We start from the raw sequence: 23868 nt of genomic DNA, 5'->3' as shown, positions 1-23868 counted from the left end.
ATGCGAACCCCCTACGATTTGAGCCGGTCTGGCTACAGACCGTAACTCTCCGTAAGGGATTTACCGCTCAGCAACACTCACTGCTTGTCGTCGCCGCCCTCGCCGCCACCCGGCGGCAGGCCCTCGTAGATCTCCTTGCATTCCGGACAGACCGGATATTTCTTGGGATCGCGGCTGGGCACCCAGACCTTGCCGCACAGGGCGCGGATCGGCGTGCCGGTCACCATGCTTTCGGTGATCTTGTTCCTGTCCGCGTAGTGGGCGAACCGCTCGTGATCGCCGTCGCCGTGCGACGTCCGCGGAGTGGTCTCCTGCTCTGGGAGGATCTTCGTGCTCACCCCACGAGTTTATGCCCGCCCGCGACCCCGGAACACGGAACGGCCCCCGCCACAGGGGCGGGGGCCGCGACGACGAGCCCAGGCCGGGCACGGTTCCGTACGCTGGTCAGCCCACGTGCACCGGGGCGCCCTCGGCGCTCTTCCTGCCGGCCTTGACGAAGAGCGTCAGCAGCGCCGTCAGCACCGCGATGCCGGTGCTCACCAGGAAGGCGAGGTGCATGCCGTCCATGAACGAGTTGTGCAACGCGTCGGCGACCTGCTGCGGCACCCCGGGAGGCGCCTGGCCGAACGCGGCGATCTTCTCCAGCGCCGTCATCTGCTCGGCCGGGATCGCCTGCGCCGCCGGGCCGAGGTAGCCGGGCAGGGTGCGGGAGATCTCGCCGGCCATCACGGCGCCCAGGATCGCGGTGCCGAGCGCGCCGCCGACCTGCATGGCCGACTGCTGCACACCACCCGCGACCCCGCTCAGCTCCACCGGCGCGTTGCCCACGATGATCTCCGTGGCGCCCACGAAGACCGGCGACAGGCCGAAGGCGAGCAGCACGAACGGGATGGCGCTGGCCATGAACGAGGCGTCGATGCCGAGCTGCGACATCAGGAACATCGAGAACGCGGTGATCAGCAGACCGGCGGCCATCGTGATCTTCGGCCCGAGCTTGCCGAGCAGCATGCCCGCCAGCGGCGAGGCGACGATCATGCCCGCGCTCATCGGCAGCATGCGCAGGCCGGCGTCCAGCGGGCTGAGCCCGTGGACCCCCTGGAAGAAGAAGCCCAGGAAGAACATCGCGCCGAACATGGCGAACGCCACCATCATCATCAGGAACGTGCCGATGGAGATGGACGGGTTGGCGAACAGCGACAGCGGCACCAGCGGCTGCCTGGCCCGGCTCTGCCAGAGGATGAACCCGGCCATGAGAACCACGAAGGCGCCGATGAAGGTCAGGGTCGTGCTGTCGCCCCAGCCCCACTCGGGAGCCTTGATGATCGTCCAGACCAGCGAGAACATCGCGCCGGACAGCAGGAGCACGCCGAGCCAATCGATGCGCGCCAGCGTCTGCGAGCGGTTCTCCTTGATCAGGAAGATGCCGAGGACCAGCGCGACCACGCCTACGGGCGCGTTGATGAAGAAGACCGACTCCCAGCCCCTGCTCTCGACCAGCAGCCCGCCCACGATCGGGCCGGCGGCGCTGGACAGGCCGATGATCGCGCCCCAGGCCCCCATCGCCTGGTTCAGCTTCTCGCCCGGGAACGCTCCACGCAGCAGCGCCAGGGCGGCCGGCTGCAGCAGGGCACCGAACAATCCCTGCAGCACGCGCAGGCCGATCAGGGCGCCGGCCGGCGTCGCGCCGGGAATGATGTCGGCCAGTTCGGCGCTGAGCCCGATGCCCACCGAGGAGAGGGCGAAGCCGCCCACACCGATGAGAAACACGCGCTTGTGCCCGAACAGGTCGCCGAGCTTGCCCGCGGTGATCAGGAAGACCGCCAGCGCCAACAGGTAACCGCTGGTCACCCACTGCAGATCGGAGAGCGTGGCCTTCAGGTCCACCTGAATGACCGGGTTGGCGATGCCCACCACGGTCCCGTCGAGCATCACCATGATGACGCCCAGGCTGACCGCCAGCAGCACCAGCCACGGGTTGCCGCCGGTCCCCGTCTTCGCCGGGCCGGGCGATGACGGCGCGTCGACCGCCTTCGCTTGAGCCATGAGTCCCCCTCAAAAACATGCCGCCCCGCACCGGGGCATAAGTCTCGTAAGCCTCCGGTAATCTATGGCAGAGCATGACACATGACAAACGACTTTCAACAGTCGCCCTATGACTTATGGCACACTGTGACAGGATCGTTTCGAGGGAGTGACGGTGGGTCTACGGGAACGCAAGAAGGAGAAGACGCGCCTGGCCATCCTGGACGCGGCGCTCGATCTCTTCCTCGAACAAGGATACGAGTCGACCACCGTGGAGCAGATCGCGGGGGCGGTCGAGATCTCCCCTCGCACGTTCTTCCGCTACTTCACCAACAAGGATCACCTGGCGATGTGGTTCCACGACCACGGCGAGGAGATCATGCTGGAGACGCTCGCGGAGCGCCCGGCGGACGAGCCGCCGTTCACGGCCCTGATGCACGCGCTGCGCGCGGTCCTGGCCGACGTCGAGGGTTCAACGCCGGACGACGCGCTCAGGTTCCTGAAGTTGCGCAGGTTGCTGGACGGCAATCCGCACCTGGTCGGCAAGTCGGTGGCCAGGGGCGCGCAGACCGAGCGGCGCCTGGCCGAGGTGATCGCCGCCCGCCGGGGCGTGGATCCCGACGATGACCAGCTCACGCACCTGATCGTCGCGTTCGCCATGTCCACCATGCGCGTCGGCTTCGAGTGCCCGCGGCGCGACTGCACGATCGAGGAGATCCAGCGGCGGATGGCCGGGAGCATCGAGCTGGCCGAGCGCTGCCTGCGGCCCGGCTGGGACCTGCAGCGCTGAACCACCCCCGGGGCCGGCGGCCGTCCCGGTCGAGAGTCTGTCGTCCCACCCGAGAGCCTGTCGTCTCAGTTGAGTGTCGGGTCGTCCGGGCAGGTCGCCACGAAGGCCAGCTCGCCGCGCTGACGCCGCAGCACGTGGCGCCACAGTGAGGCCGGGTCGGCGTGGAAGGTGTCGCCGACCTCGGAGTCGACGACATACCAGGCACCCTCGGCTATCTCGCTCTCCAGCTGCCCCGACGTCCATCCCGCGTACCCCGCGAAGATGCGCATCTGCGCGATCTCCCCTTGCAGGATCTCCGGCGGCGCGTCCAGGTCGACCGTCCCCAGGCGGGCCACCGCGTCGGTGCCCGCGTGCAGCCGGCGCCAGCCGAGCGGCTCCTCGCCGCTCGGGACGGCGGCCAGCGCGAGCGCGCTGTCGGTCTGCACGGGACCGCCCTCGAACAACACCGGCGGCCCGGTGATCAGCGGGTCCCATACGGGCAGCACCTGCGTCACCGATATGTCGCTCGGCCTGTTGAGGACGACACCGAGGGTGCCGCCGTCGTGGTCGTGTTCGAGAATCAGCACGACGCTACGCCGGAAGTTGGGGTCGTCGAGGAGTGGCGTCGCCACCAGCAACCCGCCGACGTAGATCGCTTCCGCCATACCTCCATCATGAGGTACCTGCGGGGGTGCGCGCTCCCCCCGGTGGCGGATGTTACTTTTCGTGCCCACTTGGGAACTTTATGTAGCGAAGATCATGTCCGGGGGAAGCACCATGCGCATCGGTTTCCGTCTCGTCCTGGCCGCCCTGCCGGTGGGCGCCGTCCTGCTGCTCCCGGCCGCGGCCGAGGCGTGGCCGCTGCCGGACGCCGGCGACCCGTTCACGATGACGGTCGACGACGTGGGCTGCCGCTCGGGCCGGGCGTCCGTCAGGCTGCACAACCAGACCCGCCAGCTCGTACGCTTCGACCTCAAGGCCGACGGCGTCAGCATGGCCACCGGCTCCATCCCGGCCAGGAAGACCATCGTCAGGCAGGTCCCGGTGGACAAGGGCAGCAGATCCGAGATCGAGGCCTACTCGGTCAGCGAGGGCCACCCGGACACGCTGATCGACTCCAGCCACGTCGAGAACGACTGCCCCTGGGGTCACCATCGGCACGGAGGCCGGCTGCCCTACACAGGACCGCCGGCCGACCTCATGGGCAAACTCGCCACGGCGGGCGGGCTCGTGGTCATGGGCGGGATTCTGTGGTGGTACGGCTCGATCTGGCCGCGTTCATCCATGTGAGCCCTGCCGTCGAGCCCGGGCCGCGTTCAGCCACCCGCGCCCTGCCGTCGAGCTCCGGCCGCGTTCACTCGCGCGAGCGGTGGCCACCCGCGTCCACGCGAGCCCCGGTACGCGCTCATCCCGGCGCGCCGCCCGTCACCAGGGCGCCCGTCACGAAGGTGCCCGCCCTGGCGGCGGCCAGCGTGCGCGCCACCGACCATTCGGCGGCCTCGGCCGTCACCGGCTCCCTGGTGATCATCAGCCGGTAGTAGAGCGGGGCCGCGATCGCCCGGATCACCTCGCCCCCGTCGGTGCCCACCGGCAGCTCCCCCCGGGCCACGGCCAGGTCCACGACGCTGGTCCACTCCTCGATGCGGCGCAGGTAGAACGCGCGCAGCGCGAGGGAGGCCTGCTCGTCACAGGTGGCGGCGGCGATGACCGCCTGGAACGTGGCCCCGAGGCGCCCGTCGTTGAGCGCCTCGACCACGGCGAGCGCGTTGACCCGTAAGTCGCTTTCGATGCCGCCCGTGTCGGCGTGGGGCGAGGACTGGTTGGCCAGCTCGGTCATGAGATCGGCCACCAGGCCGGGGGTGCTCCCCCAGCGCCGGTAGACCGTCGTCTTGCCGACGCCGGCCCTGGCCGCCACCTGGTCCATGGTCAGCCCATGGAACCCGTGCTCGACCAGCTCGTCCTGGGTGGCCTCCAGGACGGCCGCGCGTACTCTCGCGGTGCGGCCTCCAGGCCGCACGGTTCCCGCAATACGGGAAGGTTGTTCCATTTAGTCCCCTCTTTGCCGACAATCCATGGGAAACAGGTGCCTTAAGCGGGAAGTCCTCGATCAAAAGACGCACCCGGTGCCGGTGCGGTTCCCGCGCGGCACGGCCTTCCACAGCGCGCGCCTGGCGGCCCCCGGGCCGGCGTACGGAATCAAGCAGCAGCGTTCAGAAAGTGTTCGGCGATCCCGAACGATTCGCGCTAGTGTCGTCGGCGTGGGAGACACGATTCAATCGGTGGAGCGGGCCGCCGCCATCCTGCGGCTGCTCGCCTCCGGTCCCCGGCAGCTCGGCGTCGCCGAGCTGGCCAGGGCGCTGGGCCTGCCGAAGGGGACGCTGCACGGCATCCTGCGCACGCTGGTCCACGTCGGCTTCGTCGAGCAGGACGACGCCACCGGCAAGTACCGGCTCGGCGCCACGCTGCTCCACCTCGGCAGCAGCTACCTCGACGTCAACGAGCTGCGCACCCGCTCCATCAACTGGGCCGACGCGCTGGCCGGGCGCAGCAGGGAGAGCGCCTGGATCGGCACCCTGCACGAGGGCCACGTCCTGGTGATCCACCACGTGTTCCGCCCCGACGACAGCATGCAGACGCTGCAGGTGGGCACCTACCTGCCGATCCACGCCAGCGCGCTGGGCAAGGTGCTGCTCGCCTACGACCCGTACGGCGAGTCGATCGCCCCGCCGCTGCAGCCCCACACCAAGCGCACGCTCACCGACCCCGCGCGGCTGGAGGCGGAGCTCGCCCAGGTCAGAGCGCGCGGCTGGGCGGCCGAGATGGAGGAGCTGACGGAGGGCGAGGTGGCCATCGCCGCCCCGATCAGGGACGCGCGCGGCCTGGCGGTGGGCGCCATCGGCATCCGCGGCGCCGTCGAGCGGCTCGCCCCCGGCGGTGACCTGCACATGGACTTCGTCTCCTACGTACGCGACGCCGCCCGCGCCATCACCCGTGACCTCGCCCGATGACACTTGAACACCTACCTTCTTCCACATACGATTCGTTCGGCATTGTCGAACTACGAGCACTAGCGAGGAACCCAGTGCCTCGACCGCACTACGTCGCAGCCATCGACCAGGGCACCACGTCCAGCCGGTGCATCGTCTTCGACCAGGCCGGCAACATCATCAGCGTCGCCCAGCGCGAGCACCGCCAGATCTTCCCCAAGCCGGGCTGGGTCGAGCACGACGCCGACGAGATCTGGCGGAACGTCGAGGCCGTGCTGGCCGAGGCGGTGAGCGGCGCCGGCCTGGGGGACGGCCAGATCGCCGCGCTGGGCATCACCAACCAGCGCGAGACCACCGTGCTGTGGGACCGCGCCACCGGCCGCCCGGTCTGCCCGGCCGTGGTCTGGCAGGACACCCGCACCGACGCGCTCACACACGCGCTGGCCGAGCACGCGAGCCTGTTCAGGGAGAAGGCCGGGCTGCCGCTGGCCACCTACTTCTCCGGCCCCAAGATCCGCTGGCTGCTCGACGCGTACGGCCTGCGCGAGCGGGCCGAGCGCGGCGAGGTGCTGTTCGGCACGATGGACAGCTGGCTGCTGTGGAACCTCACCGGGCGTCACCTGACCGACGTGACCAACGCCAGCCGCACGATGCTCATGAACATCCACACGCTCGCCTGGGACGACGACCTCCTGGCCGCGATGGGCGTGCCGCGCGCCATGCTGCCCGAGATCCGCCCCTCCGCCGAGGTCTACGGCCACACTTCGGCCGGCGTCCCCGTGGCCTCCGCGCTCGGTGACCAGCAGGCGGCGCTGTTCGGGCAGACCTGCTTCGCGCCAGGCGAGGTCAAGAGCACCTACGGCTCGGGCAGCTTCCTGCTGATGAACACCGGTCAGGAGCCGGTCGTGTCCAAGCACGGCCTGCTGACCACGGTCGGCTACCGGATCGGCGACGGCCCGGCCACGTACGCGCTGGAGGGGGCCATCGCGGTCACCGGCTCCCTCGTGCAGTGGCTGCGCGACAACCTCGGCCTGATCTCCAGCGCGGCCGAGATCGAGACCCTGGCCAAGACGGTCGACGACAACGGCGGCTGCTACTTCGTCCCGGCGTTCTCGGGGTTGTTCGCGCCGCACTGGCGCTCGGACGCGCGCGGAGTGATCGCCGGGCTGACGGGGTTCGTGAACAAGGGGCACATCGCGCGCGCCGTGCTGGAGGCCACCGCGTGGCAGACCCGCGAGGTCGTCGACGCGATGAACGCCGACTCCGGGCTCGACCTGACCACGCTGCGCGCCGACGGCGGCATGACCGCCGACAACCTGCTCATGCAGACGCTGGCCGACGTCCTGGCCGTGCCGGTGATCCGGCCGATGGTGGCCGAGACCACCGCGCTCGGCGCCGCCTACGCCGCGGGACTGGCCACCGGCTACTGGCCCGACCTCGACAGCCTGCGCGCCAACTGGCACAAGGCGGCCGAGTGGCGCCCCGCGATCGACGAGGCGGCCCGCGAGCGCGAATACCGCAACTGGAAGAAGGCCGTGGCCAGGACCCTCGACTGGGTCGAGCAATAGGAGTATGGCAATGACGACCGCGATCGGCACCGACCGGGCCGAGATCCGCCACGAGCTGTCCACCACCGGCTACGACCTGCTCGTCATCGGCGGTGGCATCCTCGGCACGTCGGTCACGTGGATGGCCGCCCAGGCGGGGCTGCGGGTGGCGATGGTCGACGCGGGTGACTTCGCCGGCGCCACCTCCAGCGCCTCCTCCAAGCTCGTCCACGGCGGCCTGCGCTACCTGCAGACCGGCAACGTCAAGCTGGTGGCCGAGAACCACCGCGAACGCCGCGCCCTGGCCGGCGACATCGCGCCCCACCTGGTCAAGCCGCTGACGTTCCTGGTCCCGATCTACAAGGGCGGACCGCACGGGGCGGCCAAGCTGGGCGCCGGCGTGTTCCTGTACTCGGCCCTGTCCGTGTTCGGCGACGGCATGGGCAAGGTGATCACGCCGCACCAGGCGCTGGCCAAGGTGCCCGCGCTGCGTACCGAGGGGCTGCGCGCCGCCGCCGTCTACGGCGACCACCAGATGAACGACAGCCGCGTCGCCGTCATGACCGTGCGCGCCGCCGTGGACGCGGGCGCCACCGTGCTCAACCACGCCGAGGTCGTCGGGCTGCGCACGACCGGCGGCAGCGTCACCGGCGCCGACCTGCGCGACCGGCTCGGCGGCGCCGAGTTCGGCGTCTCCGCCCGCCTCGTGCTGAACGCCACCGGCCCCTGGGTCGACCACCTGCGTCGCATGGAGGATCCGGACGCGGCCCCCAGCATCCGGCTGTCCAAGGGCGCCCACCTGGTCATGCGCCGGCACGAGCCGTGGAAGGCCGCGCTGACCACACCGATCGACAAGTACCGGGTGTCGTTCGCGATCCCGTGGGAGGACCACCTGCTGCTCGGGACCACGGACGAGGCGTACGAGGGCGATCCTGGGCTGGTCGGAGCCACCGAGGCCGACATCACCCAGATCCTCGACGAGGCGGGACATTCCGTACGCGACTCCCAGCTTCGCCGCGAGGACATCACCTACGCCTTCGCCGGCCTGCGGGTCCTTCCCGGCGGCCCTGGGGAGGTCACGGCGGCCAAGCGGGAGACGGTGCTGACCAGGGGCGCGGGCGGCATGTTGTCGGTGGCCGGCGGCAAGTGGACGACCTACCGCCACATCGGCAGGCACGTCTTCGACACCCTCGCTCACCTGCCCGGACGTCCCCTGGGCGACGACCTGGCCGACATCCTGCCCGCCGTGCCGCTGCCCGGCCTGGCCAGCCCCGACGCGGTGGCCATGCGGCTGTGGACCGACCGCGACCCGAGCGCGCGCATGGATCCGCTGGTGGCCAGGCACCTGGCCTCGCACTACGGCTCGATCGCGTTCGACCTGGCCCGGCTCATCCGCGAGGACCCCGCGCTCGGCGAGCGCATCCATCCGGACGGGCCCGACATCTGGGCGCAGGTGGTCTACGCCCGCGACCACGAGTGGGCGGCCACGGTGGACGACGTCGTACGCCGCCGTACGACCCTCACCGTACGCGGCCTCGACACCCCCGAAATCCGGACCAGGATCGCCGGCCTGCTCGCCTGAGCCCTGGGAAGGGGGAGGGCATGGCTACTCCGATCAACCAGGCTCTCCTCCGCCACTTCACCGACCTGCGCGACGGCGACCACGGCGGCGCCGTCACGCGGGAGGACAAGGAGCGCGTGTTCGCCAGGACCGTCGAGCTACTGGATCCGGTGGCCCGCCAGGCGCTCGACGAGACCAACGCCGACCTGCTGCTCGGCACCGGGGAGGTGGTGGCGAGCGGGCTCACCAGGTCGCACGAGGGCGGGCTGAACGCCATGTGGTCGCTGACGTGGCAGGAGCAGCGCGCCTGCGGCGCACAGCCGATCGCGGTGGTCGCCCACTACGGCTGCGACTTCCACCACCCGCACCTGCGCGGCAACACGGTGGGCGACTGGCCCCTGAACGTCTTCACGGAGCAGGACGCGATCGGCCAGCTCAACACGATGCGCGTGATAGCCGCAGCCGACGCCCACAACCTGGTCTTCCAGGAGAGCTACCGGGTGATCCCGGCAATCACCGCGTCACCCGCGACACCGTAGCCGGGGCGCCGTGGACCCACGGAAACCAGCGCCGAGACCACGCTCCCTAGCCAGTGCCGTCCGCTACCCATAACCAGTGCCGCGAACACTGCCATAGCCGGTGCCGTGGGTTTGAACCCCGGCAACCGGCCCACGATGCGCCGTCACGGCGGCCCGCCATGTGCGGGTCTAGAAGCGTCCCCCTGGAGGCCCCCAGCCCCGCACGACGGTTGGAGTGCCGCCGGCACCGCCGTAAAAGATAAGAGACCTTATGCTTCGGTGAAGCCTCGCGCACGGCCACCAGCAGACTCTCGCACCGCCGCGGCGACCGCAGTAGCCACATCGGGGTGGAAGACGCTGGGGATGATGTAGTTGGGGCCCAGCTCCTCCGGCGTCACCACGGCCGCCAGCGCGCCGGCGGCGGCCAGCAGCATCTCCTGCGTCACCCCGCCCGCCTGCGCGTCCAGCAGCCCCCTGAACACCCCGGGGAAGGCCAGCACGTTGTTGATCTGGTTGGGGTAGTCGGAGCGGCCCGTGGCCACCACCGCGGCGTGCTCGCGGGCGTCGTCGGGCGACACCTCAGGCTCCGGGTTGGCCAGCGCGAACACCACCGCGTCCGTGGCCATCGACGCGATGTCGTCGCCGGTCAGGATGCCGGGCGCGGACACGCCGACGAAGACGTCGGCATCCTTGACGGCTCCGCGCAGGTCGCCGGAGTAGCCCTCGGCGTTGGTGTGGTCGGCGATCCACTGCAGCGACTCGTCGAGGTCGTCACGGCCCTTGTGCACGGCCCCGAGGTAGTCGCAGACGATGACGTTGCGCGCCCCGGCGGCCAGCAGCAGGCGCAGCACCGCGTTGCCCGCCGCGCCCGCGCCCGCCATGGTGATCTTGACGTGCTCGATGTTCTTGTCGACGACCCGCAGCGCGTTGGTGAGCGCGGCCAGCACGCAGATCGCGGTGCCGTGCTGGTCGTCGTGGAAGACCGGGATGTCGAGCAGCTCACGCAGCCGCCGCTCGACCTCGAAGCAGCGCGGCGCGCCGATGTCCTCCAGGTTGATGCCGCCGAAGCCGGGCGCGATCACCTGCACGGTGCGCACGATCTCGTCGACGTCCTGGGTGTCGAGGCAGATGGGCCAGGCGTCGATGCCCGCGAACCGCTTGAACAGCGCCGCCTTGCCCTCCATGACGGGCAGCGCCGCCTCGGGCCCGATGTTGCCCAGCCCCAGCACGGCGGAGCCGTCGGTGACGACCGCCACGGTGTTGCGCTTGATGGTCAGCCGCCGCGCGTCCTCCTTGTTGCGCGCGATCGCCATCGACACGCGCGCCACGCCCGGCGTGTAGGCCATGGACAGCTCGTCGCGGTTGCGCAGCGGCACCTTGGAGACCATCTCGATCTTGCCGCCGAGGTGCATGAGGAAGGTGCGGTCGGACACCTTGTGGATGACGACGCCCTCGACCGCCTCAAGCTGGTCGACGATGGCCTGCGCGTGGTCGGTGTCCCTCGCGGCGCACGTCACGTCGATGCGGAGCTTCTCATGCCCGGCATTGGTGACGTCGAGGGCGGTCACCACACCCCCGGCCGACTCTACGGCGTGGGTGAGCTGGCTGACGGCCTTGCCGCCGGCCGGCACCTCGAGACGCACGGTGATGGAGTACGACACACTCGGGACGGTCGCCACGTCAATCGCTCCTTCGGGACTGACCAAGAATCCCTCCTATGTTAGGGGGAGTTGGGTCAATCGAGCGCCTCGGCGGCCAGGACGATCAGCTCGGCGCAGGTCTCGGCCGGAATCGTGGTGCTGTCGAGCACCAGGTGGTAATGGCAGGGATCGCCGGGATCGGCCCGGTAGAAGTGGCGTACGTAGGCGGTCCTGGCCCGGTCGTTGTCCTCGACGACGCGGCGGGCCTCGCGCTCGCCGATCCCGCTCAGCGCGGCCACCTGCCGGATCCTGCGCTTGGCCGGGGCGTCGAGCCGGACGTGCAGCGCGCCGGGGTGGCCGGCCAGGACCATCGCCCCGCCCCGGCCCAGGAAGACGCCGCCCTGGTCGCGGGCCATGTCTTTGAGCATCCGCTCGGTACGGCGGACGAACTCCTCGGGGGCGAGCGGCATCGCGCCGGGGACGTACATGTCGACGCCGCCGAACGTGACGGTCGGCAGCCGCATCGCCCCGGAGAACAGCCGGCTCAGGCCGTGCTCGGCCCGGTCGTCGTGGGCCAGGGCCTCTTCGAGGGTGCAGCCCAGCTCTTCTGCCACGGCGCTGGGGATGGCTCGGTCGACGAAGGGCACGCCGAGCCGCTCGGCCACGGCCGGGCCGATCTGGCTCCCGGCCGTGCCGTAAGTGGCGGATATGGTGACGACCCGCATATCCCCAGGTTAGAACAGGGCGCTCGCCAAAGCTCTACGGGCTTTCGCCAAAGATGGGTCTTCTGCCGGCAACGCGTCGAAAAGTCCGAGCAGATGCCGCCTGACCCGGTCACGCTCGTCACCCGAGGTGCGCTTGACCACGGCGATGACCCGGTTGAACGCCTCGTCCACCGAACCGGACAACATCTCCAGGTCGGCCGCGAGCAGCTGGGCGTCGATGTCGGCCGGGTCTTCCAGCCTGCGCTGCACCTCGGCGGGGTCGACGTCGGACGTGCGCTTGATCAAATTGACGCCGGCCAGGCCCATCTTGGCGTCCTCGTTGCCGGGCGCGCGGGCCAGCAGCCGCTGGTAGGCCTCGATCGCCGCGTCGAAGTCGCCGTTCTCGATGGCCTGCTCGGCCGCGACGAGGTCGGGGTCGGCGGGCGGCCCCGCGGGCTCCTCGGGAGCGCCGGGCTCGGCCGGCGGCCGGGCGCCGGGGTTGGCCTGGTAGAACTGCTCGACGGCGCCCATCAGCTCATCGAGCCAGCGCCGCACCTCCTGCTCGGGCAGCACCTGCTGGAAACCGGTGACCGCCTGGCCCTGGAAGATCGCCAGCACCGTCGGCACGGCCTGCACCCGCAGCGCCTGGGCGATCTGCGGGCTGGCGTCGACGTTGACCTTGGCCAGGATCGCCTTGCCGCCCAGGTCGCCGACGACCTTCTCCAGCACCGGGCTGAGCTGGGCGCTGCCCGGCGCCCGGGGCGACCAGAGGTCGAGGACGACCGGCACGGTCATCGACCGGTCGATCACGTCCGTCGTGAACGTCTCCTCGGTCACGTCGACGACAGAAGCCGACGAGGCCGCCTGGGGACCTGCCGCCTCCCGCCGGGTCTGCGCCTCCAGTGCCTGCTTGCGCGCGCCCAGGTCCACAGCTCCGTAGAGTGACCCGGGCCTAGAGAAGTCCGCCATGCCCTTCATCTTGCCGCATGACCGAGGCTGGGAAGTCACCAGCCGCCACCCGTAGCGTGCGCAGCTGGTCGAACATCTGCTGGAGTTCGTCCTCGGCGTACATCGTGAGGCCGAACTCGGCGGCCATGAGATCGGCGGTGGCACGGCGCACGACGTCCTCACCCGCGCTGGTGATCTCGGCGAGCACGCCCCGTCCGTCGCGGGGGTTGGGCAGCCTGCGGACGAACCCTGACTTCTCCAGCCTGTCCACCGTGTTCGTGACGCTCGTGGGATGAACCATCAGTCGCTCCCCGATCTTGGACAGCGGCAGCGCGCCCGTCTTGCTGAAGGTCAACAGAACCAACGCCTCGTATCTGGCGAAGGTCAAGTCGTAGGGCTTCAGGAGCGAGTCAAGTTGCGACAGCAGGATCTGGTGCGCTCTCATGACCGAGGTCACGGCGGCCATGGCGGCCGACGGCCCGAAGTGGGCGCGCCAGCTCTCGGCGGCGCGGTCGATGGGGTCGAACGACAGGTTGAGCGGCTTCTGCTGCGACACAGCGCTACGGTAGCGCGCCCCTCGTCCCGGTTCGTCGGGTCACCCTCCGCGACAGGATCCTTCGCTTGACCAAGAATCCGGACATCAATCATCACGCTCAGTTATGGTTCTCCTACGTATGGTGACGCGGAAGCCAAGTCCATGGGCCTGTGGGGACCGGCCGGGACCGAGCGCCTCCGCCTCACCGAGGGGCACGGGGGGTGCGCTTGATGAACGTCAACGGGGAAACGGGTGCGTGAGCACGCGGGCGTTTCACGAGAGGAGCTGAAGCAGAGCGCGGCCGTCACGGTTGCCGTGCTGCTGGCTGTCGGCCTGATCGCCGCGTGGAACGTCCTGATACCCGGGGTAGACGCGTGGGAGAACATCGTGGCCGCGGTCATCGGCTCGCTCCGGCTGACCGGGCCGGTGGCGGCGGCCTTCGCCGCCTGGGTGGCGCTGCGCAAACGGCGCGCGCTGCGCGGCCGTTCGCTCACGACCTGGCGGGCGCTCAAGGCGCCGCTGGCGATCGTGATGGTGGTGCTGGGGTCGTTCGCGGCCACCGTGCTGGTGCTGGCGGTCAAGACGGTGCTCACCGACCAGGCCGGCCGGCTGAGCCTGTCGGGGCTGGGGATGGGCATGGCGGGGCTGGCCCTGTACTCGGTGATCGGGTGGGTGGCCGGGTGGGTGCTGCCGCGGCCGTACACGCCGCCGGTCGCGGGCCTGGCCTGCTACGGGCTGTTCACCTGGCTGGCCGACGACCGGGGCTGGGCCGACCGGCTGGCGCCGGGGACCGGGGAGCCGTACGACCTGTTCCAGGGCTGGAACGGCGCGCCGTTCTTCGACCAGACGATCTGGCTGCTCGGCATCACGGCGGCGCTGCTGCTCGGCTGGGCGGCGCTGGTGACCAGGCAGGCCCTGGTGCTGGCGTGCGCGCTGCTGTCGGTGCTGGCCGCGGCCATGGGCGTGTCGCGGGTGCTGGCGCAGCCGAAGCCGGCCGCGGCCGTGGACATCGCCTACAGCTGCCAGGAGTGGCCGATCACGGTGTGCGTGCATCCGGGGATGCGGGCGGGGCTGACCGAGCTGGGGGCGGCGTTCACGCAGATCGCCTCCCGCCTGGCCGGGACGCCCGCCGCCTTCACACGGGTGGAGCAGCGTCCGCTGGACGACGCGCTGAAGCCGGCGAACGGGCTGGCGCCCGTGCACGTGCCCGACCTGTCGGCGGGGTTCGCCGAGGAGGCCGCGTACGAGTACATCGAGGCCCTGTCCCCCAGGTGCCAGAGCACGGTCGCTGAGGGATACCGGCAGATCGTGGTGGCCTGGCTGCGCGGCGAGCCGCTGCCCGGCACGCCGCTGGCCGAGCACCAGTACGCGACGTCGTGGTTCTCCTCCCTGAGCGAGCCCCAGCGCAGAGAGTGGCTGCGCATGTTCTACAGCGACTTCCAGGGCTGCCGCCTGTCGAGCACGCACTTCGGCGGCGGCCCTGGGCACGCGCAGGTCGCGCCGTCCGCGCGGCCCACCCCCGGGTCGAGCCACGCCTACCCCGTCTATCCGGGGCCCGGCGGCACCGCGACGACCGGCTCGGCGTCGAGCGCGCCCGGGGGCGGGGCCACGCAGGAGGCGCCTCAGACCGGCTGGACCCCGGAGGCTCCGGCAGCCGGCTGGGCCTCGTCGGAGCCGGCGGGGGGCTGGACGCCCGACACGTCCGGGGAGGGCTGGCCGGTGCACGCCTCCGAGGCGACCGCGGGCGTCGCGCCCGGGTCGGGCGCCTACCGTCAGGCGTCGCCGGTGTCGGAGACGTCTCCCCAGACGGCGTCGGTTTCGGGCCCGGCTGCGAGCCCGGTCTCCGCGCCGATTTCAGGCCCGGCTTCGGCTGCGGGGTCGGCGCCGGTCGCGGAGCCTGTGTCGGCGCCGGTGGAGGGGCCCGCCGCGGCGCCGGCTCGGGTCCCCGAGGAGGGGCCGTCCGCGGAGCAGGCCGGCTGAGGATCGAAGATGTCACCGAAGAGCTGGCACTGATGATCGCCGAACGGGTAGTCATGCTCGCATGACGACTTCGCGTACGACGCCGCCCGAGGCGAGCCCCGGTCGGCGTCGCCGGTGGCGATATGTGGCGGGCCTGCTGGTTCTCGCCGTGTTATTGGTGGTCGGCGGCCGGCTGGCCTGGTCCTGGCTCAACCCGCTCGGTGAGCGGAGCATCGACCGCAGCCAGCCGGTGCTGCTGCAGTCCATCAAGGACATGAGCAGGTTCCAGGCCGCGACCGGCACCTTCCAGGTGGTCGTGGACCTGGAGAAGGACGCCAACTTCCTGCCCGACGCGGTCAAGGGCACGCGCACGCTGTTCGTCGGCGCGGGCGGGGTCGACGCCTACGTCGACTTCTCCGCCGTCGCGGCCGACGGGGTGACGGTGTCGCAGGACCGCACCGAGGCCACCATCCGCCTTCCGCGCGCGCAGCTGGAGAAGCCCAACCTCGACAACAGCCGCTCCTACGTGTTCGCGCAGCAGCGCGGCCTGCTCGACCGGGTCCAGGACTTCCTGTCGGGCTCGCCCGGCGACCAGCGGGAGCTCTATCTGCTGGCCGAGAAGAAGATCACCGAGGCGGCGGTGTCCAGCGACCTGCGGGCCAGGGCGGACGCCAACACCAAGGCGATGCTGACGGGCATGCTCAAGTCGCTCGGGTTCTCGAAGGTCACGGTCAAGTTCACCGACGAGGCTTAGCCGCCTCACCCCCGCCTTAGGGACGCGGTGAGCCGTCCTAGGTATCTCTTCAGCGTGCCCGTACCGAGAGATAAGGCATACGCCCGATGTGTCCCTAGGGGCCTTAGGCCGAGTCTTGAGAGTGCGGGAAAACGAACAAGGAGAAACTCGTGAACGCCGAACTCGAATACAGCATCATGCAGCACCACGCCTCCGAGCTGCGGCAGGCGGCAGCGGAGCACCGCCGCGCCCGCCAGGCGCGCACGGGCAACCCGGCCGAGCGCCGTCACCGCTCGGTCATCGCCCGGCTCTTCGCCTCATGACCGCCCACAAGCAGCCCGGCCGCAACCTCCCTCGCGGCCGGGCTGAGGCGCCCCCTTAGGGGCGTCGGCGCTCGTGACCCGAATTCCTGGTCAGGTCGCGGTGCCACATGCACGAAGCCCCGGTCCATTCCTGGTTGGGCCGGGGCATCGTGCTGTCTCCAGGGAAGATGAACGTCATGCGGCTCTCCCCTCGTCCGGTCGCGGGGCTCCGCTCGATTTCGCTTGTGGGGCCTGGTCGCAGGGATGATGATGCCCCTATGCGCAAACGGGTGCTCGTCTGGGGCGGGGCCGTGGTCGCGGTGTCCGCCGTCGCGGCTCTGGCCGTATATCTCGCCCGGGTGGGGCTGGACGAGGCCGACAAGCTGGCCAGCGTGATCGGGCTCTTCGTGGCGCTGGCAGGGCTGGGCATCTCGATCCGCGGGCTGACCGGCGGACGACCGGGCGACGACCCGACCTCCCCGCCACCCCCCGTGTCGGACGGCGCTGCACCGGGGCAGGACGTATCCGCGCCCGGCGTCTCGGCGTCGGGGCCGAGGTCGGTCGCCATCGGCGGCGACAACTCGGGGATCATCAGCACGGGCGACGGGACGACCAACATGCGAATGCGCGCGGAGGCGTCCGGGCAGGGCCGCGTCTACCAGGCCGGCGGCGACCAGACGATCAACGAGAAGTAGCGCCGCCCCCGTCGGTCCACGGGGACGCCGGCGGGCAGCGCGCCGTCAGGACTTGGGAACGGTGATGAGCAGGGCGTCGCCCTGGCCGCCGCCTCCGCACAGCCCCGCCGCGCCCAGGCCGCCGCCCCGGCGCTTGAGCTCGTACGCCAGCGTCAGCACGATCCGCGCCCCCGACGCCCCGATGGGGTGCCCCAGGGCGATGCCGCCACCGTTGACGTTGACGATGTCGAGCGGGACGCCGAGCTCCTTGGCCGACTGGACGACCACGCTGGCGAAGGCTTCGTTGATCTCCACCAGGTCGAGGTCGCCGGCCGTGACGCCCTGCTTGGCCATGGCCTGCTTGATGGCGTTGGCCGGCTGGGACTGCAGGGAGGCGTCGGGCCCGGCCACGTTGCCGTGGCGGCCGATCTCGGCCAGCCAGGGCAGGCCCAGCTCCTCGGCCTTGGCCTTGGACATGACGACCACGGCGCAGGCGCCGTCGGAGATCTGGGAGGCCGACCCGGCCGTGATGGTGCCGTCGGCGGCGAAGGCGGGACGCAGCTTGGCGAGGGTCTGCACGGTCGTGTCGCCGCGTACGCCCTCGTCCTCCTTGACGATCACCGGCTCGCCGCGCCGCTGCGGGATCTCCACCGGGACGATCTCCTCTTCGAAGACGCCGTTCTTGACGGCCGCGGCGGCGAGCTGGTGGGAGCGGGCCGACAGGGAGTCCTGCTCCTCGCGGCCGATGCCGAGCCGGGTGTTGTGCCGCTCGGTGGACTCGCCCATCGCGCACTGGTCGAACGCGCAGAACAGGCCGTCGTGGGCCATCGAGTCGACGACCTCGGAGCCGCCGTACTTCACGCCCTTGCGCAGCCCTGGCAGCAGGTGGGGGGCGTTGGTCATGGACTCCATGCCGCCGGCCACCACGATGTCGAACTCGCCCGCCCTGATGAGCTGGTCGGCCAGGGCGATGGCGTCGAGGCCCGACAGGCACACCTTGTTGATGGTGACGGACGGGACGGTCATGGGGATGCCGGCGTTGACGGCGGCCTGGCGGGAGGGGATCTGCCCGGCTCCGGCCTGGAGGACCTGGCCCATGATGACGTACTCGACGGATTCGGGAGCGACCCCGGCACGTTCCAGGGCGGCCTTGACGGCGACGCCGCCGAGCTCGACGGCCGACAGTCCGGACAGGGAGCCGAGCAGTTTGCCGATGGGGGTGCGAGCTCCGGCGACAATGACGGAACTGGACATGACAACGGCCTCCTGTGCTCGCGCGTCCGGTCTTTGACACCATACCCACGAGTACGCCGTCGCTCGCCATGGAGGTAGGCCACACATGTTCATGCGGATCGACCACATCGGGATCGCCTGCCGCGATCTTGAAGAGAAGATCGAGCTCTTCTCGAGGACGTTCGAGCTGACGGTCGTGGCGCGGGAGGTGAACGAGGAGCAGGGCGTCAAGGAGGCCATGCTGCACATCGCCGACGGCGAAGGTGGGGGCTCCTACATTCAGCTCCTTGAGCCTCTCTCCGGCGACTCGCCTGTGGGAAAATTCCTCGCTAAGCGGGGCGAGGGCGTCCATCATGTGGCGTTCGGGGTGCCCGATATCGCGGAGGCCATGACGACGATCGGCGAGAAAGGTGTGAGGCTGCTGGACGAGCGCCCCCGGCACGGGTCGATGGGCTCGCAGATCGCGTTTCTGCACCCCAAGGATGTAGGCGGAATGCTGACCGAGCTAGTCCAAGCCCCCAAACCCTGACAAATCACCACAAAACGCAAAAAACGTTCATATGTAACTAGTCACGCAGAAAGTTGGACGGGGCTTCGCACGCGGCACCAGCGGAGTACGCTTGACCTTCCACCGGACATGGGGCCTGCCGAGAGGCACAGGCTCCTGGTACGGATGCCCCGAACCCCCCGTCCGGCCCGTGTAGCCGTCTCGACAACCCAGGATCGAGCCTCCATGCAGTCCGACATCGACGCCCAGCTCAACAACTTCTTCGAGGACGCCCCAGCCCGCGAGTTCGACGTGGTGCTCCGTGGTTACGACCGGCACCAGGTCCATGATCATCTCAAGCAGCTCGACGGGGAGCTGCGGCAGGCGCGCGAGCAGGTCGTCGGCCTCCAGCGCGATCTGTCCGACTCCCAGCGCCAGTTGCAGGAGCAGGAGCGCCCCACCTACTCCGGTCTCGGCGCCCGGATCGAGCAGTTGCTCCGGCTGGCCGAGGAACAGGCGACCGAGCTCGTCCAGGCCGCCAGGTCCGAGGCCAACGAGATCAAGGCCGCGGCCAAGGTCGAGGCCGCCGACCTGAGGGCCGCCGCCGAGGCCGAGGCCGCCGAGAAGCGCGCCCAGGCCACCCGCGAGAGCGACGAGATGCGCACGAGCGCCGAGCGGGACGCCGAGGACATCCGCTCGACCGCCCGCCGCGAGGCCGACGAGCTCACCAACACGACCGAGCGCGAGGCCGCCAAGCTGCGCGCCACGGCCGATCACGAGGTGGCCGAGAAGCGCGCCGACGCCGAGCGCGAGATCGCCAAGCTCCGCACCACCACCGAGCGCGAGGTCGCGCAGCTGCGCGCCTCGACCAAGCGCGAGCGCGACGAGGTGCTGACGACGGCCAAGCGTCAGGCCGACGAGATGCGCGCGCAGGCTCAGCGGGTGCTGGAGGAGTCGGAGGCCAAGCGGGCGCAGGACGAGGCGGAGTTCGAGATCCAGCTCGCCGCCCGCCGCGAGGAGGCCGAGCGTCAGGAGGCCGAGCGCCACGCCACCGCGCAGGCCGCCACACAGAAGCTGGTCGCCGAGGCCGAGCAGCGCGCCGCCACGGCCGAGTCGCGGGCCACGAAGGCCACGCAGCAGGCCGAGCAGACCCGCCGCGAGGCCGACCTGCACGCCAAGCAGCTCGTCGCCAACGCCCGCAAGAGCTCCGAGACGATAGTGGCCGAGGCCAAGTCGAGCGCGGAGACCATCGTCACCGAGGCGAAGAACGAAGCCGAGCGCACCCGCACGGCGATGCAGCGCCAGGTCGACGAGCTCACCCGCCAGCGCGACAGCATCACCAGCCACCTGGCTCAGCTCCGCCAGCTCCTCGGCGGCGCCGCCCTGCCGGGCATGGAGCCGGAGCCCGCGGTCGCCGCTGCCGCGCCGAAGGCCGCACTCGCCGCGCCCGAGCCTCCCGCTCCGGCCCCGGCGGCCGCGCCGGCCACCCCGGCGCCCAAGGTGACGGCCGCCAAGTCCGAGGACGACTCGGAGTGGTGGCAGGAGTAACGCCGACGGACACGCACGGGGGCTGAATGACGGCTGGGAGAGCCTGGCGATCGAATGGTCGCTAGGCTCTCTCTTTGCCGCCGGGCATGTACGAACCGACACCGGTCCGTCATCCTCAGTCGTCGATCCCCCCTTGGAGTCCCCTTGTCCGCAGACGTCGAGTTCACGGCCGAGCAGGAAAAGGCCGAGAGCCCCCAGCCGCCGGAGGAACAGGCGCCGCCGGAGCCGGAGCCCCAGGAACAGGCGCCGAGGGCGGCGGTCAAGGGCGAGGAGGGCGTGCAGCCGTACGGACTGCCCGGCAAGCCGTTCGCCCGCGGCCCGTTCCTGTTCGGCCTGGTCGGCGGACTGGGGGTGCTGACCGCCATCGCCATCGCGCAGATGGTGGTCGCGTCGCTGAGCACGATCGTGCTGGTCGTGGTGGCGATGTTCCTGGCCGTCGGGCTCAACCCGGCCGTCGAGTCCCTGCAGCGCAGGGGCGTGACCAGGAGGGCCGCGATCACGATCGTGTTCGCCGGGGTCATCGTCGCGTTCGTGCTGTTCGGGCTGGCCATCGTGCCGCCGGTGAGCAAGCAGCTCACGGAGTTCGTCAACGCGGTGCCCGGCTACATCACCGAGCTGAGCAACCATCCGACGCTGCGCCAGCTCGACGCCGACTACCAGATCCTGCCGCAGTTGCGCACGTTCGTGACGAGCACGCTCGGGCCGTCACTGGCGACCGGCATCATGGGCGCGGGCCTGGTGGTGCTCAACGGCGTGTTCACCACGGTGACGCTGCTGGTGCTGATGCTGTACTTCCTCGGCTCGCTGCACACGATCAAGGACTACCTGCTCAAGCTGGTCCCGGCCTCGCGCCGGCCGCGCACGCGGGCGATCAGCGAGGAGATCCTCGGCGGCATCGGCGGCTACGTGGCGGGCAACGTGCTGATCTCCGTCATCGCGGGCGTGCTGACCTGGATCTTCCTGTCGATCGCCGACGTCCAGTACGCGCTCGCGCTGGCCCTCGTCGTCGCCCTGACTGACCTCATCCCGCTGGTGGGCGCCACGATCGGCGCCGTGCTCGTGACCGGCGTGGCGCTGCTGGAGTCGTTGCCCGCCGGGATCGCGTGCGCGATCTTCTTCGTGATCTACCAGCAGATCGAGAACTACTTCATCTATCCCCGGGTGATGAAGCGCTCGGTGGACGTGACTCCGGCGGTGACCGTGATCGCCGCGCTGTTCGGCGGCGCGCTGCTCGGCATCGTGGGCGCCCTGCTGGCCATCCCGGTGGCGGCGGCGATCTCGCTGATCATCCGCGAGATCGTGCTGCCACGCCAGGACCACGCCTGAGGCTGCTCCCCGCCCCGACCCCCGCCCGCGACACCCGGCCGTCCGGCCCCCGCCATCGACGTCCGACCCTCGCTCGACGTCCGCGGCCCCGCCCGCAGGGCCCCGTGCTCAGTGTCCGGGACCGGTGGCGCCCAGTTCCGTGCGCAGGAACTCGGTCACCGCCGCGTTGAACGCCTCCGGCTGCTCGACCGCGCTGAGGTGGCCGGCCTTGGGGATGATCTCCAGCTTGCCCTCGGGCACGGCCCGGACCATGGCGTCGGCGTCGGCGGGCGGCGAGAGCTCGTCCTCCTCCCCCACGATGATCAGCAGCGGGACCTTGAGCGCGCTCAGCGTCTCGAACGAGTCGGGACGCGCGGCCATGGCCCGTTGCGCCCAAGCCACCGCGCCCGGCGGGGCCGACTGCACGAGCCCCTTGACCCGGCCGAACACCATGGCCCGCCGCTCCTTGGTGGTCTGGCCGATGAGCGCCGGGAGCACCTCGCTGACCAGCACGTCGCTGCCGTCCGACAGCACGGCCCGCGCGATGCGTTCCCTGTTGTCCCTGGCCGCGGGCGGGTCGGGGGTGGCCTTGGTGTCGGCCAGGATCACGCCGAGCACCCGGTCGGGGTGCCGGCGGCAGAAGGCCATGGTCACGTAGCCGCCCATCGACAGCCCGCCGACCACCGCCCTGTCGATGCCCTCCTCGTCGAGCAGCCTGGAGACGTCGTCGGCCATCAGGTCGATCGACGGATCATCGTCGCCCAGCCGCGACCCGCCGAAGCCGCGCAGGTCAGGAGTGATGACCCGGCAGACCCTGGCCAGCCCTTCCCGCTGGGCCAGCCACATGGCCGACGACAGCGGGAACGCGTGAAGCAGCACAACCGGGAGCCCGGTCCCGGCAGATCTCGTGTAGAGCTGCACGGACCACACGGTAACGCGGTTCACGGGAACAATCACTCAATGACGTATGCCGATATCCCCTGACAGTCCTGACCGCTTCTCCGACGATCCGTCCCCGCAGCGCACCTGTATCCCCGCCCCGGAAATGCCGGGGATATATACGACATTGCCTGACCTGGCATTTCCGCGCACAATCCAGACACGGATACCGCGCACCCCCGAGGTGACGAGCATGGCAGGCACCGGAACCACAGGGACCCGTCCCGCCCTCCCCGACGCCACCAACGGCGAATTCCTGCTCCAGGCGCTGCGCGAGGCGAACGCCCACCGCGCCGGGCACGGCGCGCCGCCCCTGGCGATGGACCCGCTGCTGGTCGAGTACGCCAAGGCCAGGACGGCAGACCTCTCCCGGCACGAGGGGCTGCGGGCCGGGCACGAGGGCCTGCGCGCGGGGACCGGCGAGAGCGCGTTCTGGAGCCAGGGCGAGGAGATTCGCGGCGCGGCCGACGCGGTGGCCTCCTGGTACGACGACCGCGACGAGCGCGACGACCTCGACCGGCTGCTCCGGCCGGCCTGCACGGCCATGGGCGCCGCCCGCGTGTCCGGCCAGGGCCCGAAGGCGTGCGAGACGTACATCGTCTTCGTGTACGAACCCCTGGGCGACGGCCCGCCGCCCGCCTGACCGCAGCCCTATTGAGCGGGCGACGGCCGTCCGATCAGATGGCGGTGGCCCCGCCGTCGATGAACAGCACCTGCCCGGTCATGTACGCCGAGGCCGGGCTGGCCAGGAACACGGCCGGCTGAGCCATCTCCTCGGCGCTCCCCCAGCGCCGCATGGGCACGCCCGCGATCGTGGCGGCGGAGGACGCCTCGTTCTCCCACAGGTTGCGGTTGAGGTCGGTGGCCGTCCAGCCGGGGCACAGGGCGTTGACCCGCACCCCGGCGCTAGCCCACTCCACGGCCAGCGTCTTGGTCAGCGCCACCAGCCCGGCCTTGGCCGCGGCGTACGGGGCGAGGAAGGGCGCGCCGAGCGCCGCCACCGACGCCACGTTGATGACGACCCCGTCGCCCCGCCCGAGCAGGTGCGGCGCGACCGCGTGGCAGACCGCCATGGCGGAGTCGAGGTTGAGCCGCATCAGCTTGTCCCAGCCCGACAGCCGCAGGTCCTTGAACTCGACCAGGAAGTTCGACCCGCCGGCGTTGTTGACCACGATGTCGAGGTGCCCTAGCCCGTCGAGGGCCGCCGCCACGGCGCCCGTCGCGGCCTCGCGGTCGGTGAGGTCGGCGGGGATGACGACCGCGCGCCGCCCGAGCGCCTCGATCTCCTTGCCCACCTCGGCCAGGGTCTCGGCCGAGCGGGACACGAGCGCCACGTCGGCCCCCGCCCCCGCGTACGCGAGCGCGATGGCCCGCCCGATCCCCTTCGACGCCCCGGTGATCAGAGCCTGTTTCCCACTGAGATCGAACGCGCCCACGCCGCCTCCTCTGACGACCAA

25 protein-coding genes are annotated in these 23868 nt (G+C 70.7%); 14 read left to right on the top strand and 11 right to left on the bottom strand.

Going from position 1 to position 23868, the window contains the following annotated elements; translation table 11 throughout:
• Positions 1-77: 77 nt before the first annotated feature.
• A complete protein-coding gene (locus ABFX54_RS17670; RefSeq protein ID WP_148435018.1) occupies positions 78-338 on the bottom strand; it encodes a DUF3039 domain-containing protein in 261 nt (86 codons plus the stop codon).
• Positions 339-444: 106 nt separating this feature from the next.
• The gene (locus ABFX54_RS17665; RefSeq protein WP_346106066.1) at positions 445-2043 is read right to left on the bottom strand and encodes an MFS transporter; all 1599 of its coding nucleotides are present in this window, start codon (positions 2041-2043) and stop codon (positions 445-447) included.
• A 154-nt stretch (positions 2044-2197) separates the two neighbouring features.
• Here ABFX54_RS17665 and ABFX54_RS17660 point away from each other — a divergent pair, with 154 nt between their 5' ends.
• Complete coding sequence (locus tag ABFX54_RS17660; protein ID WP_346106064.1) at positions 2198-2812, top strand: TetR/AcrR family transcriptional regulator; 615 nt, start codon at positions 2198-2200, stop codon at positions 2810-2812.
• Between the two features lie 65 nt (positions 2813-2877).
• Here ABFX54_RS17660 and ABFX54_RS17655 read toward each other — a convergent pair whose 3' ends face one another.
• Positions 2878-3456, bottom strand: a complete 579-nt coding sequence (locus ABFX54_RS17655; RefSeq protein ID WP_346106062.1) for a YqgE/AlgH family protein — start codon at positions 3454-3456, stop codon at positions 2878-2880.
• Between the two features lie 112 nt (positions 3457-3568).
• On the opposite strand from ABFX54_RS17655, the gene ABFX54_RS17650 reads away from it, so the two are divergent.
• Complete coding sequence (locus ABFX54_RS17650) at positions 3569-4081, top strand: hypothetical protein (RefSeq protein ID WP_346106060.1); 513 nt, start codon at positions 3569-3571, stop codon at positions 4079-4081.
• Positions 4082-4196: 115 nt separating this feature from the next.
• Here the strand turns inward: ABFX54_RS17650 and ABFX54_RS17645 are convergent, their stop codons facing one another.
• Positions 4197-4808 (bottom strand): TetR/AcrR family transcriptional regulator, encoded by a 612-nt coding sequence (locus tag ABFX54_RS17645; protein WP_346106058.1) that lies wholly within the window; start codon positions 4806-4808, stop codon positions 4197-4199.
• A 241-nt stretch (positions 4809-5049) separates the two neighbouring features.
• Between ABFX54_RS17645 and ABFX54_RS17640 the strand changes: the two genes are divergently transcribed.
• The 4 genes from ABFX54_RS17640 to ABFX54_RS17625 all read left to right on the top strand — a co-directional run bounded on the left by ABFX54_RS17640 (position 5050) and on the right by ABFX54_RS17625 (position 9425).
• A complete protein-coding gene (locus tag ABFX54_RS17640; protein ID WP_346106056.1) occupies positions 5050-5799 on the top strand; it encodes an IclR family transcriptional regulator in 750 nt (249 codons plus the stop codon).
• Positions 5800-5873: 74 nt separating this feature from the next.
• A complete protein-coding gene (glpK, locus tag ABFX54_RS17635) occupies positions 5874-7346 on the top strand; it encodes a glycerol kinase GlpK (protein WP_346106054.1) in 1473 nt (490 codons plus the stop codon).
• Positions 7347-7356: 10 nt separating this feature from the next.
• A complete protein-coding gene (locus ABFX54_RS17630; protein WP_346106052.1) occupies positions 7357-8907 on the top strand; it encodes a glycerol-3-phosphate dehydrogenase/oxidase in 1551 nt (516 codons plus the stop codon).
• 20 nt (positions 8908-8927) lie between these two features.
• Positions 8928-9425: a hypothetical protein gene (locus ABFX54_RS17625; protein WP_346106050.1), complete on the top strand. Its 498-nt coding sequence runs from the start codon at positions 8928-8930 to the stop codon at positions 9423-9425.
• 248 nt (positions 9426-9673) lie between these two features.
• Here ABFX54_RS17625 and ABFX54_RS17620 read toward each other — a convergent pair whose 3' ends face one another.
• Genes ABFX54_RS17620 through ABFX54_RS17605 form a run of 4 tightly spaced genes read right to left on the bottom strand, consistent with a single transcriptional unit; the run spans position 9674 to position 13252 of the window.
• Positions 9674-11083, bottom strand: a complete 1410-nt coding sequence (locus ABFX54_RS17620) for an NAD-dependent malic enzyme (protein WP_346106048.1) — start codon at positions 11081-11083, stop codon at positions 9674-9676.
• Between the two features lie 56 nt (positions 11084-11139).
• Positions 11140-11769: a cytidylate kinase-like family protein gene (locus tag ABFX54_RS17615; RefSeq protein ID WP_346106046.1), complete on the bottom strand. Its 630-nt coding sequence runs from the start codon at positions 11767-11769 to the stop codon at positions 11140-11142.
• A 9-nt stretch (positions 11770-11778) separates the two neighbouring features.
• Positions 11779-12717: a tetratricopeptide repeat protein gene (locus tag ABFX54_RS17610; RefSeq protein ID WP_346106044.1), complete on the bottom strand. Its 939-nt coding sequence runs from the start codon at positions 12715-12717 to the stop codon at positions 11779-11781.
• Entirely contained in the window at positions 12701-13252 is a 552-nt protein-coding gene (locus ABFX54_RS17605; protein WP_346106042.1) for a MarR family winged helix-turn-helix transcriptional regulator, read from the bottom strand. The genes ABFX54_RS17610 and ABFX54_RS17605 overlap by 17 nt, the downstream gene beginning before the upstream one ends.
• Before the next feature lie 231 nt (positions 13253-13483).
• Between ABFX54_RS17605 and ABFX54_RS17600 the strand changes: the two genes are divergently transcribed.
• From ABFX54_RS17600 to ABFX54_RS17585, 4 genes are all read left to right on the top strand, one after another.
• The gene (locus ABFX54_RS17600) at positions 13484-15211 is read left to right on the top strand and encodes a hypothetical protein (RefSeq protein ID WP_346106040.1); all 1728 of its coding nucleotides are present in this window, start codon (positions 13484-13486) and stop codon (positions 15209-15211) included.
• 61 nt (positions 15212-15272) lie between these two features.
• Entirely contained in the window at positions 15273-15944 is a 672-nt protein-coding gene (locus ABFX54_RS17595) for a DUF4230 domain-containing protein (protein WP_346106038.1), read from the top strand.
• Positions 15945-16093: 149 nt separating this feature from the next.
• Positions 16094-16246 carry a hypothetical protein gene (locus ABFX54_RS17590; RefSeq protein ID WP_346106036.1) on the top strand — a complete coding sequence of 51 codons (153 nt, stop codon included), beginning with the start codon at positions 16094-16096 and terminating at the stop codon, positions 16244-16246.
• A 257-nt stretch (positions 16247-16503) separates the two neighbouring features.
• Positions 16504-16920, top strand: a complete 417-nt coding sequence (locus ABFX54_RS17585) for a hypothetical protein (protein ID WP_346106035.1) — start codon at positions 16504-16506, stop codon at positions 16918-16920.
• Positions 16921-16965: 45 nt separating this feature from the next.
• Here the strand turns inward: ABFX54_RS17585 and ABFX54_RS17580 are convergent, their stop codons facing one another.
• Positions 16966-18153 carry an acetyl-CoA C-acetyltransferase gene (locus ABFX54_RS17580; RefSeq protein WP_346106033.1) on the bottom strand — a complete coding sequence of 396 codons (1188 nt, stop codon included), beginning with the start codon at positions 18151-18153 and terminating at the stop codon, positions 16966-16968.
• An 85-nt stretch (positions 18154-18238) separates the two neighbouring features.
• On the opposite strand from ABFX54_RS17580, the gene mce reads away from it, so the two are divergent.
• From mce to ABFX54_RS17565, 3 genes are all read left to right on the top strand, one after another.
• Complete coding sequence (mce, locus tag ABFX54_RS17575) at positions 18239-18661, top strand: methylmalonyl-CoA epimerase (RefSeq protein ID WP_346106031.1); 423 nt, start codon at positions 18239-18241, stop codon at positions 18659-18661.
• 204 nt (positions 18662-18865) lie between these two features.
• Positions 18866-20167, top strand: coding sequence for a DivIVA domain-containing protein (locus ABFX54_RS17570; RefSeq protein WP_346106029.1), 1302 nt, complete (start codon positions 18866-18868; stop codon positions 20165-20167).
• Positions 20168-20311: 144 nt separating this feature from the next.
• Positions 20312-21493, top strand: coding sequence for an AI-2E family transporter (locus ABFX54_RS17565; protein WP_346106028.1), 1182 nt, complete (start codon positions 20312-20314; stop codon positions 21491-21493).
• A gap of 108 nt (positions 21494-21601) precedes the next feature.
• Here ABFX54_RS17565 and ABFX54_RS17560 read toward each other — a convergent pair whose 3' ends face one another.
• Complete coding sequence (locus ABFX54_RS17560) at positions 21602-22351, bottom strand: alpha/beta fold hydrolase (RefSeq protein WP_346106026.1); 750 nt, start codon at positions 22349-22351, stop codon at positions 21602-21604.
• Between the two features lie 253 nt (positions 22352-22604).
• Between ABFX54_RS17560 and ABFX54_RS17555 the strand changes: the two genes are divergently transcribed.
• Positions 22605-23054, top strand: coding sequence for a CAP domain-containing protein (locus tag ABFX54_RS17555; RefSeq protein ID WP_346106025.1), 450 nt, complete (start codon positions 22605-22607; stop codon positions 23052-23054).
• Between the two features lie 34 nt (positions 23055-23088).
• On the opposite strand, the gene ABFX54_RS17550 is transcribed toward ABFX54_RS17555, so the two are convergent.
• Entirely contained in the window at positions 23089-23847 is a 759-nt protein-coding gene (locus tag ABFX54_RS17550) for an SDR family NAD(P)-dependent oxidoreductase (protein ID WP_346106023.1), read from the bottom strand.
• Positions 23848-23868 lie beyond the last annotated feature (21 nt).

It is taken from the genome of Nonomuraea maheshkhaliensis (assembly GCF_039529435.1).
Taxonomy (GTDB): domain Bacteria; phylum Actinomycetota; class Actinomycetes; order Streptosporangiales; family Streptosporangiaceae; genus Nonomuraea; species Nonomuraea maheshkhaliensis.
Note: the sequence above shows the minus strand (reverse complement) of the source record. Positions and strands in the feature narration are given on the sequence as shown.